The 13,440-nt window shown below is 35.9% G+C and carries 13 protein-coding genes; 6 read left to right on the top strand and 7 right to left on the bottom strand.

Annotation, left to right across the window (positions count from 1 at the left end; all coding sequences use genetic code 11):
• Window positions 1-52 precede the first annotated feature (52 nt).
• Window positions 53-397, top strand: a complete 345-nt coding sequence (locus I7X29_RS01240; RefSeq protein ID WP_009412116.1) for a CidA/LrgA family protein — start codon at window positions 53-55, stop codon at window positions 395-397.
• Between the two features lies 1 nt (window position 398).
• Complete coding sequence (locus I7X29_RS01245) at window positions 399-1,091, top strand: LrgB family protein (protein WP_009412115.1); 693 nt, start codon at window positions 399-401, stop codon at window positions 1,089-1,091.
• Here the strand turns inward: I7X29_RS01245 and I7X29_RS01250 are convergent.
• The 5 genes from I7X29_RS01250 to recG all read right to left on the bottom strand — a co-directional run bounded on the left by I7X29_RS01250 (window position 1,066) and on the right by recG (window position 5,508).
• Window positions 1,066-1,500 (bottom strand): hypothetical protein, encoded by a 435-nt coding sequence (locus I7X29_RS01250; protein WP_198466426.1) that lies wholly within the window; start codon window positions 1,498-1,500, stop codon window positions 1,066-1,068. The two genes, I7X29_RS01245 and I7X29_RS01250, sit on opposite strands and share 26 nt — an antisense overlap.
• A complete protein-coding gene (locus I7X29_RS01255) occupies window positions 1,478-1,786 on the bottom strand; it encodes a hypothetical protein (protein ID WP_198466425.1) in 309 nt (102 codons plus the stop codon). Before I7X29_RS01255 ends, I7X29_RS01250 begins: the two co-directional genes overlap by 23 nt.
• A gap of 179 nt (window positions 1,787-1,965) precedes the next feature.
• On the bottom strand, window positions 1,966-2,667 hold the full coding sequence (locus I7X29_RS01265) for a transposase (RefSeq protein ID WP_198472535.1): 702 nt from the start codon (window positions 2,665-2,667) through the stop codon (window positions 1,966-1,968).
• 277 nt (window positions 2,668-2,944) lie between these two features.
• Window positions 2,945-3,292, bottom strand: a complete 348-nt coding sequence (locus I7X29_RS01270; protein WP_198467067.1) for an immunity 22 family protein — start codon at window positions 3,290-3,292, stop codon at window positions 2,945-2,947.
• A gap of 101 nt (window positions 3,293-3,393) precedes the next feature.
• Window positions 3,394-5,508, bottom strand: a complete 2,115-nt coding sequence (gene recG / locus I7X29_RS01275; RefSeq protein ID WP_198467066.1) for an ATP-dependent DNA helicase RecG — start codon at window positions 5,506-5,508, stop codon at window positions 3,394-3,396.
• A gap of 110 nt (window positions 5,509-5,618) precedes the next feature.
• Here recG and alaS point away from each other — a divergent pair, with 110 nt between their 5' ends.
• The 4 genes from alaS (at window position 5,619) to mscL (ending at window position 10,828) form a co-directional block, all read left to right on the top strand.
• Complete coding sequence (gene alaS / locus I7X29_RS01280) at window positions 5,619-8,252, top strand: alanine--tRNA ligase (RefSeq protein ID WP_198467065.1); 2,634 nt, start codon at window positions 5,619-5,621, stop codon at window positions 8,250-8,252.
• On the top strand, window positions 8,252-8,818 hold the full coding sequence (locus I7X29_RS01285) for an acyl carrier protein phosphodiesterase (protein ID WP_198467064.1): 567 nt from the start codon (window positions 8,252-8,254) through the stop codon (window positions 8,816-8,818). The genes alaS and I7X29_RS01285 overlap by 1 nt, the downstream gene beginning before the upstream one ends.
• A gap of 105 nt (window positions 8,819-8,923) precedes the next feature.
• The gene (gene hemN / locus I7X29_RS01290; RefSeq protein WP_198467063.1) at window positions 8,924-10,288 is read left to right on the top strand and encodes an oxygen-independent coproporphyrinogen III oxidase; all 1,365 of its coding nucleotides are present in this window, start codon (window positions 8,924-8,926) and stop codon (window positions 10,286-10,288) included.
• A gap of 162 nt (window positions 10,289-10,450) precedes the next feature.
• Window positions 10,451-10,828 carry a large conductance mechanosensitive channel protein MscL gene (gene mscL, locus I7X29_RS01295; RefSeq protein WP_198467062.1) on the top strand — a complete coding sequence of 126 codons (378 nt, stop codon included), beginning with the start codon at window positions 10,451-10,453 and terminating at the stop codon, window positions 10,826-10,828.
• A gap of 63 nt (window positions 10,829-10,891) precedes the next feature.
• Here the strand turns inward: mscL and I7X29_RS01300 are convergent, their stop codons facing one another.
• Together I7X29_RS01300 and cysS are read right to left on the bottom strand one after the other, a co-directional pair.
• Window positions 10,892-11,920, bottom strand: coding sequence for a quinone-dependent dihydroorotate dehydrogenase (locus I7X29_RS01300; protein ID WP_198467061.1), 1,029 nt, complete (start codon window positions 11,918-11,920; stop codon window positions 10,892-10,894).
• Between the two features lie 23 nt (window positions 11,921-11,943).
• Window positions 11,944-13,416, bottom strand: coding sequence for a cysteine--tRNA ligase (gene cysS, locus I7X29_RS01305; RefSeq protein ID WP_198467060.1), 1,473 nt, complete (start codon window positions 13,414-13,416; stop codon window positions 11,944-11,946).
• Between the last annotated feature and the right edge of the window lie 24 nt (window positions 13,417-13,440).

Consider the following 13,440-nt stretch of genomic DNA (forward strand, 5'->3'; position numbering starts at 1 on the left):
CATTAAAAAAAGAAGTTGTAATTTTGCCACCGTTTTTTAATGGAAACAAGTTATGTTAATACGTTATTTTGCTATTATTTTTGGCTGTTTGGGTATAGGTGAATTGATTGTAGCCCTTACACATATTCCTTTTCCTTCTAGTATCATCGGAATGCTTTTTCTTACCTTATTTTTACAACTCGGATGGATAAAACTGCAATCGATTAAAGCTCTCTCCGATTTGCTAATTTCTAATTTAGGTCTCTTTTTTGTTCCTCCTAGCATAGGTATTATGGCTTATTTCAAGCAGATAGGTGAAAACTTTTTAGCTATTTTTATTTCTATTATTATCAGTACTATAGTGGTGATTGTAGTTACAGGTCACGTATATCAATTTTTCCGTAAACGTCTTAAATAAAATGAAAGCACTCGCAGAAAATCAAGTAGTTTTATTAGGTATTACCTTTATCCTTTATTATGGGGTATTGCTATTACAAAAAAAATATAATTCAGTATTCTTAAACCCTGTACTCATTACTGTTTTAGTATTAGTTTCATATCTTATCATCTTTAAAATATCTCCCGAAAAATATGAAGAAGCTGGACAGTATATTGATTTTTGGCTCAAACCTTCTATTGTAGCCTTAGGGGTACCTCTTTATCTTCAACTTTCTAAGATAAGAAAACAACTTATCCCGTTAGTAGTCTCTCAGTTTGCAGGTAGTTTAGTGGGGATTATAACAGTATGTTTAACAGCTAAATGGTTAGGACTATCCAATGATATTGCTATTTCTTTAGCACCAAAATCGGTAACAACCCCTATTGCATTAGAAGTATCGCGTGTACTTCACGGCATTGAACCTATCACCGTAATGGCAGTGATGACTACGGGCTTTTTAGGGAATATTTTTGGAATTACTTTTCTCAATTGGTTTCGTATCAAGAGTCCGATGGCAAAAGGAATTTCTTTAGGTACAGCTTCTCACGCGCTGGGTATAATGGCAGCGTTTAACCTCAGTGAAAAATATGCTGTATACGCGAGTTTAGGGATGATATTCAATGGTATTTTTACAGCTGTATTAGCTCCTACTGTGGTGCATTTGTTGTTCTAAATTCAGTGTTTGTTATACTTGCAGAATAAGGAAAGTAGTACAAACTATCTACTTTTTCATCTTCAAAATGGATAAGGACTTTGTCTATAGTAATGTTGTTATCAGTAGTAGTTCGTTTAAAAAGTGTTTTAATATCGTTTAAACTCTTTTTAAAAATATCCATATCGTCAATAAATTCACATTGAAAGGGCTGTTTTTGCTCTTGAGGAGTTATTTCTTCAATCATTACATAACGAAGTGTGTTGTTTTCAGTAAAGCTAAACTCTATTTTGTAATGAGTATTGTAGATAGCTAAAATTTTTTGGTTTTCAGACCACACATCGGCTATAGTTTGAACAAGAGTTTTATCATATAAGTCTTTATTTATGCCTTTATCTGTAAAGAAATCAGTTGTTTTTATGATATACATATTTTATCAGATTTGCTAAGATTGATAGTAGTGTTGCTATTGAAAACAAAGAGATGGTAAAAGCTAATGGTAGAGCATAAATAGTAATCTTTACCAAGAAGTTATAAGAGAAAAAAACTACCTCAAAAATAGTGTTGCTCAGTATAGCTCTTTCGGAAGGATGTTTACTTTCCTCATATTGTAGCAGATAAGGAAAGAGTGTTATATAACTGGTGAGCAATAATAAGAGGGCTACTATTAGATAGAAACCAAAGTCTTTAAATGGTGTATATTTATCTACATTCATTACACTATTCAACTGTTATTTTTTGTCCTTTGTAAGAAAAATAATCTATAAACTCATTTAAACTTTTAGTAAGACCAATGCAAAGGCAAGATAATGCCAATTTAACCAATGAGAATCTAATACATCAAATCGAATGAGTAGAGTTCTAAAACTATCAATCCAGGCGAAAGAACGTTCATTTACAAATCTTTTTTTGTAAACCTTTTCATCAAAAAAACGCTTTTTACCTCGTTTATTTCCTTTGCGATTTCTAGGATTCTCTTTGATATTAGGAAACATCTTTCTACGATGAATAGCTCTTCTAAGTTTCTTACAATCAATCCTTTGTCAGCATTTAGATAGCTATTTTCTACACAAATACCACATTTTTTTATTTGATTCATTATCTTAGAAAATTGACCTATTATATCATATAGATCATTATGATTTCCACTAATAATATCTCCTATTCCTATAGGGTATCCTCGCCCATCAGTCAGAACAAGAACATTAGAAGTTCTTCCTTTCTTGCGATGTTGGTATTTAGCACTCTCAGCTGCCTTTTTCACTAATGTATGAGTGCCGTCGAGGTTCAATTTCTCAGTGTCCAATAGCAATTGATATTCTATCAGAATGGCAAAAAAAGCCTTTTCATAAACTCCTGCTTTTATCCATTTTGAGTGATAATAATAAACAGTTTGCCATGAAAAAGGATATTTAACGCACTCTAAATCAACAAATAAGTGTTCCCATTGACATCCTGTTTTTGCTTTGTGAACAATACACCTAAAGATGTCATACATGTTAAATTTAGATGTAAAGCCTCTTTTATTAGTAGGGATGTAAGGTAAAAATTTGGTCGTGAAATCATTTTTGTCTATCTTTGCAAACGAGTAATCCATATATGTGTTATATTTTTGATTTTCACCACAATATTACATAAAATATTTGGATTACTCAAATTTTTTAAAAGTTTAAATCACTTCTATAATAGCTTGTAATATTTCTTCTTGTTCTATATAAGAGAGGGTATTATCTATTGAATTGTGATAAATAACATAACTGTAAATGTTTTTTGCTGATAACAACAACCCTTCTCCTAAAATTTTATAGTAATTATCTTTGTAAGATACTATAATATTTCCTCTTGTAATTTCTTCTATTTTAATAGGTTTCTTATTACAAATCATACTGTCCTACATATACCAATTGGTTAAAAATTTCACCTTCTACAATATCGCGAGTATCTCCTGAATAGAAAAAAACAACATTCCCTTGATAAATACCCATTTCTTTACATTTTTCTACCAATAAAGCTCTACTTTTAGATCCTAAAGGTGTTTCTTTTGTTAAGAATTCTACATCTAAAACACTATCAAATAAAGGAATGATACCTATAAAGTCGGGGTCATATTCTTCTTCGTTAATATCTTTACAAAAAAGGCAGTTATTATCTTCATCAAAATAAGATTGAAACTCCTCATTAGTACCTTCAAAAGTACCTATCCAAATTTTTATTTTGTTCATTTTCTTTTTAATAAGGTAAACTATTTCAAAATATCTTTAGTGCTTCAAATTAGTTATCAATAGTTTCTTTTATGCTGAATATTTTCATATATTTTGTAGAATTACGAAATATATGTCCATAAATTCTTGTGTCGTTGTAACTGATTAAGAGTATAAGCAATCCGTTGGTTTTGAGGTAATTCTAAATTAGGGTCGGCTTTGAGTAGGTCGATAGCTTGAAAGCGAGCAGCTTTTAGTATATCTTGGTCTTTCACGAGATCGGCTATTTTTAAGGCAAGTACTCCACTTTGTTGAGTACCCATCAAGTCACCAGGACCTCGCAGTTTAAGGTCTACTTCAGCAATTTCGAAGCCATCATTAGTGCGTACCATTGTTTCCATACGGATGCGAGTTTCGTTACTCATTTTGTTGCCTGTGAGCAATATGCAATAACTTTGTTCACTACCACGCCCTACGCGTCCACGCAATTGGTGTAGTTGTGAAAGACCAAAACGTTCAGCACTTTCAATTACCATTACTGAAGCATTAGGTACATTTACTCCTACTTCTATTACGGTGGTAGCTACCATTATTTGTGTTTCATTGCGCAGGAAACGCTCCATTTCAGCATCTTTTTCAGCGGGTTTAAGTTTCCCGTGCACAATCGATACTTTGTATTTGGGTAATGGAAAACTTGCTGTGATATACTCATAACCTTCAGTAAGATTTTTAAAATCTAAAGCTTCTGATTCTTCTATGAGAGGATATACCACATAAGCTTGCCTACCTTTATCTATTTCTCTTTTGATAAATTCATAAGTCTCTGCACGTCGGTTTTCATATTGGTGTAAGGTTTTGATAGGTTTACGCCCAGGAGGAAGTTCATCAATAACCGATACATCTAAATCGCCATACACACTCATTGCTAAAGTACGTGGAATGGGAGTAGCTGTCATTACCAAAATATGAGGAGGGATAGTGTTTTTACGCCATAGTTTTGCTCTTTGTTCTACCCCAAAACGGTGTTGTTCATCAATAATGGCAAGTCCTAAATTCTGAAATTGTACCTTCTCTTCTAATAGAGCGTGAGTGCCTATGAGAATAGAAAGTTCTCCAGATTGTAATTGTTCATCTAATATTCTGCGTTCTTTTGTTTTAGAGGAGCCCGTGAGTAGAGCAACGGTTACCCCAGTGTTTTTTAGTAACTCACTAATAGTTTGATAATGCTGGTTAGCGAGAATTTCGGTAGGAGCCATTAAACAAGCTTGACAACGATTATCTACTGCCAAAAGCATCGTCATTAGAGCAACAATTGTTTTTCCAGACCCAACATCGCCTTGTAACAAACGGTTCATTTGGGCATTGGAGCCTACATCAGCACGTATTTCTTTCAGTACTCGCTTTTGGGCATTGGTGAGAGGAAAAGGGAGGTGATGGTTGTAGAAGTTCATAAAAGCATCACCTACTTTTTTGAAAGGCTGCCCTTGAAATTTTTGTTTGTGTAACAGATTTTTGAGTACTAATTGTACTTGTATATAAAAGAGTTCTTCAAATTTCAATCGTATAGAGGCTTTGGTAAGCAAGGATTGGTTGGTAGGAAAATGAATGTTACGCATTGCCTCTCGTTTAGAAATGAGATTCATAGTAGTGAGTATTGTGTCAGGTAGATTCTCACTAAAATTATACCCTATTTCTTCGAAAACGGTTTGTACTAATTGTCGCATTACTCTATTGGTAATGTTGCGTTTAGCTAATTTTTCAGTAGATGGATAAACGGGCTGAATACTGCTATGTCCTGTTTTTTTGAACTCGCTGAGTAAATCCATTTCGGGGTGAGGCATAGAAAAAGTTCCTCCAAAGAAATTCAACTTGCCAAAAATAACATAAGGCTCGTTGATTTTTAGAGAATCACGCAACCATTTTAGCCCTTTGAACCACACGAGTTCCATAGTCCCTGTCTCGTCTACAAAGGTAGCGACAAGGCGGGTGCCTTTTTGATGAGCTGACTCTACAGTACGTAGATTTACTATTTTACCCACAAGTTGTACCTCAGTATTATTGTTTTGTAGTTCATTGATTTTGTAGAACTTAGTTCGATCGATATACCTATTGGGGAAGAGGTTCAACAAATCTTGATACTCATAAATGCCGAGTTCCGTTTTCAGGAGTTCAGCTCGCTGAGTGCCCACCCCGTGTAGATGACTTATAGAAGTATGTAGGATATTTTCTGGAATCATAAGGGCAAAAGTAGTGAATAATTAGTAAATGAGCAAATTTGCTAATTGAAAAAAATATTGTTACTTTTGCGCCCTGAAAAAGTTAATTATCAACTGTTAATCGAAAATATATGACTTCGCAAGAAATAAGAGAACAATTCCTAAAATTCTTTGAAAGCAAAGGACATACTATTGTTCCTTCAGCTCCTATGGTAATCAAAAATGACCCTACCTTGATGTTTACTAACGCAGGTATGAACCAGTTTAAAGAGTTTTTCTTAGGACATGCAAAACCTAAACATAAACGTGTAGCCGATACTCAAAAATGTTTACGTGTATCGGGCAAACATAACGATTTGGAAGAGGTAGGTCGCGATACATATCACCATACAATGTTTGAGATGCTCGGCAACTGGTCGTTTGGCGATTACTTTAAAAAAGAAGCTATTAGCTGGGCTTGGGAATTGCTTACTGAAATATATAAAATTCCTAAAGAAAATCTCTATGTAACCGTTTTTGAAGGCAGTGAAGAAGATGGTGTACCTTTTGACCAAGAAGCATTCGATATTTGGAAAGAACGCATTGCTGAAGATCATATCTTGCTTGGGAATAAGAAGGATAACTTTTGGGAAATGGGTGACCAAGGACCTTGTGGACCTTGCACCGAAATTCACGTAGATATCCGTTCCGATGAGGAAAAAGCTAAAGTAGCAGGGCGTGATTTGGTGAATAACGACCACCCTCAAGTCATTGAGATTTGGAATAATGTGTTTATGGAGTTCAACCGCAAGGCTGACGGTAGTCTTGAAAAACTTCCTTCACGCAATGTAGATACGGGGATGGGCTTTGAGCGCCTCTGTATGGTACTCCAAAACAAACAATCAAACTACGATACCGATGTTTTTACTCCACTTATTCACAAAGTAGAAGAGATTACCAAAAGTCATTATAATAGTAATGGTCGTGTAACTCCTGAGCAAGAACAGGTAAATATTGCAATTCGTGTAATTTCAGACCATATTAGAGCAGTAGCTTTTGCTATAGCCGATGGTCAGTTACCGTCTAACAACGGAGCGGGTTATGTAATTCGTCGTATCTTGCGTCGTGCTATTCGTTATGGTTTTACTTTCTTAAACCAAAAAGAACCATTTATTTATAAATTAGTAGAAACCCTTGCCGCTCAAATGGGGGCTACTTTCCCCGAATTAGAGAAACAACAATTCTTGATTATGAGTGTGATAAAAGAGGAAGAGGCTTCTTTCTTGCGTACTCTTGAACAAGGTTTGTTGATGCTTGATGTGATGATACAAAATAGTCCTGGCAAGCAACTATCGGGCGGTAAAGCCTTTGAATTATACGACACTTACGGCTTCCCCAAAGATTTGACAGCGCTCATTCTTTCGGAGAAAGGGCTCACTATGGACGAAGCCAGTTTTGAAGAACAATTACAAAAACAAAAAGAGCGTTCACGTGCAGCAGCTCAAATAAAAGCTGGCGACTGGGTGATACTTCGCGACGACGATGAAGAGGAGTTTATAGGTTATGATACCTTAGAGGCCGTGGTGCGATTGGTGAAATACCGCAGAGTGGAAAGTCAGAAAGACGGTACTCATTTTCAGCTAGTATTCAACACTACTCCTTTCTATCCGGAAGGAGGTGGACAAATAGGCGATAAAGGTACACTCCAAAGTGCTAACGGTGAGCTTATCTATATTTTAGATACCAAAAAAGAAAATAACCTTATCATTCACATTTCAGAACACCTGCCTACTAATTTAAACGACCCTTTCAAAGCAGAAGTACATTCAATATCACGTGAAATGGCAGAAGCTAACCACAGTGCTACCCACCTATTACACCAAGCTCTACGAGAAGTGTTGGGTACACACGTTGAACAAAAGGGCTCTCGTGTATCTCCTGAAACTTTGCGCTTCGACTTCTCTCACTTTGCTAAACTTACTGAGGAAGAGCTCAAAAAGGTAGAACAATTGGTAAACAAACGTATTTTTGAGAAAATTCCTTTGCAAGAGCATCGTAATATTCCTATGCAACAAGCTGTGGAATCAGGAGCTATGGCACTCTTTGGTGAAAAGTACGGTGACCGTGTGCGTATGATTCAGTTTGGTGATAGCAAAGAGCTTTGTGGGGGAACTCACGTAAAGAACACAGGCGATATTTGGTATTTCAAAATCATCTCAGAAGGTGCAGTAGCAGCAGGTATTCGCCGTATTGAAGCGATTACCCGTGGAGGAGCTATGAAGTATTTTACAGAACAAGAACAGCTGGTAGAACAAATAAAAGAAACGCTGAAAAACGCCCAAGACCCTGTAAAAGCGATTACGCACTTGCAAGAAGAAAATGCAGCTTTACACAAAGAGCTTGAACAGTTGAAAAAAGAGCAAGCTAAGCAACTTAAAGCAAGTTTAAAAGCTGAATTTACAGAAGTAAATGGTGTTCAGTGTCTCGTAAAACAAGTAGATGCAGAAGTGGCAACTCTAAAAGACCTTGCTTTCGAGTTGGGTAATGAGGTAAAAAATGCTTTTGTTTTCTTTGCATCAGCTCACGAAGAAGGCAAAGCACTCTTGTTATGCTATATCAATAAAGAATTGGCACAAGCCAAAGGATTAGATGCTGGCAAAATAGTACGCGAATTAGGTAAATACATTCACGGAGGTGGAGGTGGTCAACCATTCTTCGCAACTGCAGGAGGTAAAAAAACTGAAGGTATTGCCGAAGCACTTTCTAAGGTAAAAGATTATTTATAATGAATTTTTTGGCTCATATTTACCTTTCGGGCGAAGGCGATGAACTGCTCACTATTGGCAACTTTATCGCTGATACTGTACGAGGCAAAGAATACTTACAATACCCCGAAGCAATGCAACGGGGTATTTTATTACATCGCAGAATAGATACTTTCACTGATGCACACGCCATTTTCCGGAAAAGTAAACACCGATTGGTGCCTACTTACAACCATTACGCAGGAGTTTTAGTAGATATTTACTACGATTACTTCCTTGCTAAGCATTGGAAAGAATATTCTACTATATCTTTAGAACAATATGCCCAACGTTTTTACAACTCTTTACAAAAATATCAACACTTGCTAAGTGAAAAAGCACAGAAATTGAGCAAATATATCATAGCAGAACATTGGTTAGAAAAATATCAAACTATAGAAGGAATTGCATCAATACTTTACCAAATGGACAGTCGTACGGGATTTATTTCCAAAATGCAATATGCTGCCAGCGATTTGTGTAAAAACGAAAAGTTATATGAAAAAGAGTTTGGAAACTTCTTTGGAGAAATACAAAAATCTATATGAAGTATTGGTTTTCAGAAGATTATATTGTTGATGCTATTTATTTTTCATTTTTCATTTTTCATTTTTCACTTTTTTTTATACCTTTGCCTCGTTTTTTGTACAAAAATGCCAATATCTCTTATTCAAAAATACAATGTAGCAGGTCCTCGCTATACTAGCTACCCTACTGTCCCTTATTGGGATAGTAGTACTTTTTCCACTGAAAAATGGTTAGAGAGTTTATCCAAATCATATTCTGAGAGTAATAGTACTGAAGGTATTAGTCTCTACATTCATTTACCTTTTTGTGAGAGTCTTTGTACTTTTTGTGGTTGTCATAAGCGTATTACCAAACGTCACGAAATGGAAATACCTTATATAGAAGCAGTACTCAAAGAGTGGCAATTGTATACTGATTTTTTGAAAGAACGCCCTCGTATTAAAGAGATACATTTAGGAGGTGGTACACCTACCTTTTTTCAACCCTATCAATTACACCGATTGATAGAAGGTATTTTTGAGCGTGCTGATAGAGTGAAAAACTATGAGTTTAGCTTTGAAGGGCATCCTAATAATACCACTGAAGCTCATTTACAAACACTTTACAATTTAGGTTTTAAACGTGTGAGTTATGGTGTACAAGATTATTCGCCTAAGGTACAAAAAGCCATCCACCGCATTCAACCTTTTGAAAATGTACAGCGTGTTACCGAACAAGCCAGAACTATCGGCTATACCTCTGTAAGCCACGATTTGATCTTTGGTTTGCCGTTTCAAACCTTAGACGATGTACTCTTTACTATTGATAAGAGTAATACCCTTCGTCCAGATCGTATAGCTTTCTATAGTTATGCACATGTACCTTGGATAAAAGGTAGTGGGCAACGTGGTTTTAAAGATGAAGATGTACCTACAGGAGAAGTGAAACGTCAATTGTATGAAGTGGGTAAACAGCATCTACTTGAGGCAGGCTATATAGAAATAGGGATGGATCACTTTGCTTTACCTACTGATAGTATGTATCACGCATTCAAAAACAAACAATTACATCGTAATTTTATGGGGTATACCGCCTCTAAAACTCAAGTGATGATAGGTTTAGGAATGTCATCTATCAGTGATAGTTGGTATGGTTTTGCTCAGAATGAAAAAGATTTAGACGACTATTATGCACGTCTTGAAAAGAATGAAATTCCTGTTTGTAAAGGGCATATTCTCAATAAAGAAGATTTGATTATCAGGCGTCACATTCTTAATCTAATGTGTCAGTTTGAGACCTCTTGGAGTGATGAGGCACTTCAATTTCCTGAAATAAACGAAGTAATAACACACTTACAGGAGATGCAAAACGATGGTTTACTGCATATAGCAGGCAATCATATAGAAGTCCCTGATGCAGGAAAACCTTTTATTAGAAATATCTGTATGGCTTTCGATTTGCATTTGCAGCGCAAAATGCCTAACACCAAAATATTTAGTATGACAGTTTAAAAAGTTATACTTAACCATCATAGTGATTGAGTTTTTTAGTTAGTGATGAAAAGGGACAGTTGTGAAATTCGTCCCTTTTCTTTTTTGTATTTCAGAAAAAAATATTATTTTTGCCCCCGAAATAAAAACAAATCTTTTTTTTAACTTAAAAATTGAATTATTATGGGATTTTTAAAAGAATTTAAAGAGTTTGCAGTAAAAGGCAACGTAGTAGATTTAGCCATTGGGGTTATCATTGGGGCTGCTTTTGGTGCTATTGTATCATCATTAGTATCTGATGTAATTACTCCTTTGTTATTGACTCCAGCACTTAAAGCTGCTCAAGTTCAAGAATTAGAAAAACTAATTTGGAATGGGGTTGCTTATGGTAAGTTCCTTGCTGCTGTGATCAATTTCATGTTTGTAGCTTTTGTATTGTTTATGCTTGTAAAAGGTATTAACAAATTGAAGAAAAAAGAAGAAGAAGCCCCAGCAACTCCTGCAGGTCCTACTCAAGAAGAACTATTGGCTGAAATTAGAGATTTATTGAAAAATAAATAGAAAATTTTCGTGTAACCGCAACACTACACACTTCAACAATTGTTTAATTAAAACCACGCCCCATTATAAGGCGTGGTTCTTTTTTATAAGTTTTTTATTAATGCGCTTTATAAGTCCTGCTCCTTCGTAGATAAATCCAGTGTAAAGTTGTACTAATGAAGCTCCTGCTTCTAATTTTTCAAGAGCATCCTCTTCACTAAAAATACCTCCTACACCTATGATAGGAAAGGCTTTACCACTTTTTTTACTCAAAAAGCGAATTACTTCCGTAGCACGTTTGCAAAGTGGTTTCCCACTAAGCCCTCCAGTTTCTTTCTTGTTATCGGAGTGTAATCCTTCTCTGCTGATAGTAGTGTTAGTAGCAATTACTCCAGCAATATGTGTTTCTTTTACAATTTCTATGATGTCTAACAACTGTTCATCAGTGAGATCTGGAGCAATTTTTAGGAGAATAGGTTTGGGGGTTTCTTTGGCTAAATTCTTATCTTGGAGGGTATTTAGTAGCTGTTTAAGAGGTTCTTTCTCTTGTAACGAACGTAGGTTAGGAGTATTGGGAGAGCTCACATTCACTACAAAATAATCCACATAATCAAAAAGTTGTTCAAAACAAATGAGATAATCATTTACAGCTTCCTCATTAGGAGTAATTTTATTCTTCCCTATGTTGCCTCCTATCAATACACCTTTGTTTTTTTTAAGCCTCTCTACAGCCGCTGCTACTCCTTCATTATTAAACCCCATACGATTGATAATACCTTGATCGTCTATAAGGCGAAAAAGTCGTTTTTTAGGGTTTCCTGGTTGTGGTTTAGGGGTGATGGTGCCTATTTCTATAAAACCAAAACCTAAGTTGGATAGCTCTTGGTATAAAGTAGCGTCCTTGTCGAGCCCAGCTGCTAATCCCACAGGGTTTTTGAAGTGTAATCCAAAAACCTCTCGGTGCAAAGAAGGATGTTCTACTTGATAGATAGCCCGAATGAGAGAGGGTACAAAAGGTATTTTGTGTATCAACTTCAAATATTTGAAAGTAAAATGATGTGCCTTCTCGGGGTCGAGACTAAAAAGTAACGGACGTATGAATAACTTGTACATAGCAGTTAGCTTAAAGATTCTTTTTAATTTACAATGTAACTTGTTCCTTCCTTACCGTCTTTGAGTTGGATACCCATTGCAAGGAGTTCATCTCTAATCCTGTCAGAAAGCGCCCAATCTTTATTAGCACGAGCTTCCATTCGCATATTAATAAGCAATTGGAGCACTCCATCGAGTTTGTCGTTGTTATTAGCAGTTTGTTGCTCACTTTGTAGACCTAAAACATCAAAAACAAAAGCATTCATTAGAGTTTTCAGTTCGTTGAGTTCATCTATCGAAATTTTCTCATCACTATTTATCCATTTTACCATTTCAAAAAGATGAGCTATGAGAATAGGTGAATTGAAATCGTCTAAAAGGGCATCATAGCATTTTTGTTTCCATTGATCAATTTCATATGAAAGAGGTCCTGGATGTTCTAAATCGGTAGACATTTCATTCAATGTTTTTATAGCTTCCATAAGCCTTGAGAAGCCTTTTTCAGCAGCAAGCATTGCCTCATTAGAAATGTCAAGCACACTACGGTAGTGGGCTTGCATAAAGCAGAAGCGTATCACAGCAGGAGCAAAAGGTTTTTCAAAGAAAGTATTCTCCCCACTGATGAGTTGCATTGGCAATATATAATTACCAGTAGATTTACTCATACGTTGTCCATTCATAGTGAGCATATTAGCGTGCATCCAATAACGAACGGGACTTTCTCCGTGTCCTGCTTTTCCTTGTGCGATTTCACATTCGTGGTGTGGGAACTTCAAATCCATACCTCCTCCGTGAATATCAAACTGATTGCCAAGATATTTAGTGCTCATCACTGTACATTCTAAGTGCCAACCTGGAAAACCATCCCCCCAAGGCGATGCCCAACGCATAATATGAGCTGGAGAAGCTTTTTTCCAAAGCGCAAAGTCCTGAGGATTGCGTTTTTCTCCTTGTCCATCTAAATCTCGAGTATTGGCAAAGAGTTCTTCTATATTACGACGAGAAAGTTCTCCATAGTTGAGCCCTCGTTTGTTGTATTCAAGTACATCAAAGTATACAGAACCATTGCTTTCGTAAGCAAAGCCGTCTTTCAGTAGTTTTTCGGTAAGTTGTATTTGTTCTAAAATATGTCCTGTAGCAGTAGGTTCAATAGTAGGAGGCAGTAAGTTGAATATCTCCAAAACTTTATGAAAATCAACGGTGTATTTTTGTACAATTTCCATAGGCTCAAGTTTTTCAAGACGAGATTGTTTCACAAAACGGTCGTTGTTCACATCGCCATCATCAGTAAGGTGACCGGCATCTGTGATATTACGTACGTAACGCACTTTGTAGCCTAAAAATTTAAGTGTGCGATACACAAAATCAAACGACATAAAGGTACGCACATTACCTAAGTGGACGTTACTATATACGGTAGGTCCACATACGTACATCCCTACATTATTTTCGTGTAAGGGTACAAATACTTCTTTTTCTCCTGTTAAGGAATTGAATATTTTTAATTGATGATTCATTCTGATGTTATTTAAGTTTATTTA

It is taken from the genome of Capnocytophaga periodontitidis (genome assembly GCF_016126015.1).
GTDB lineage: Bacteria > Bacteroidota > Bacteroidia > Flavobacteriales > Flavobacteriaceae > Capnocytophaga > Capnocytophaga periodontitidis.

Bases quoted from the DNA above. Each gene is read 5' to 3' on its own strand.
- I7X29_RS01240 (WP_009412116.1), top strand. From the start codon at position 53: ATGTTAATACGTTATTTTGCTATTATTTTTGGCTGTTTGGGTATAGGT.
- I7X29_RS01245 (WP_009412115.1), top strand. From the start codon at position 399: ATGAAAGCACTCGCAGAAAATCAAGTAGTTTTATTAGGTATTACCTTT.
- I7X29_RS01250 (WP_198466426.1), bottom strand. From the start codon at position 1,500: ATGTATATCATAAAAACAACTGATTTCTTTACAGATAAAGGCATAAAT.
- I7X29_RS01255 (WP_198466425.1), bottom strand. From the start codon at position 1,786: ATGAATGTAGATAAATATACACCATTTAAAGACTTTGGTTTCTATCTA.
- I7X29_RS01265 (WP_198472535.1), bottom strand. From the start codon at position 2,667: ATGGATTACTCGTTTGCAAAGATAGACAAAAATGATTTCACGACCAAA.
- I7X29_RS01270 (WP_198467067.1), bottom strand. From the start codon at position 3,292: ATGAACAAAATAAAAATTTGGATAGGTACTTTTGAAGGTACTAATGAG.
- recG (WP_198467066.1), bottom strand. From the start codon at position 5,508: ATGATTCCAGAAAATATCCTACATACTTCTATAAGTCATCTACACGGG.
- alaS (WP_198467065.1), top strand. From the start codon at position 5,619: ATGACTTCGCAAGAAATAAGAGAACAATTCCTAAAATTCTTTGAAAGC.
- I7X29_RS01285 (WP_198467064.1), top strand. From the start codon at position 8,252: ATGAATTTTTTGGCTCATATTTACCTTTCGGGCGAAGGCGATGAACTG.
- hemN (WP_198467063.1), top strand. From the start codon at position 8,924: ATGCCAATATCTCTTATTCAAAAATACAATGTAGCAGGTCCTCGCTAT.
- mscL (WP_198467062.1), top strand. From the start codon at position 10,451: ATGGGATTTTTAAAAGAATTTAAAGAGTTTGCAGTAAAAGGCAACGTA.
- I7X29_RS01300 (WP_198467061.1), bottom strand. From the start codon at position 11,920: ATGTACAAGTTATTCATACGTCCGTTACTTTTTAGTCTCGACCCCGAG.
- cysS (WP_198467060.1), bottom strand. From the start codon at position 13,416: ATGAATCATCAATTAAAAATATTCAATTCCTTAACAGGAGAAAAAGAA.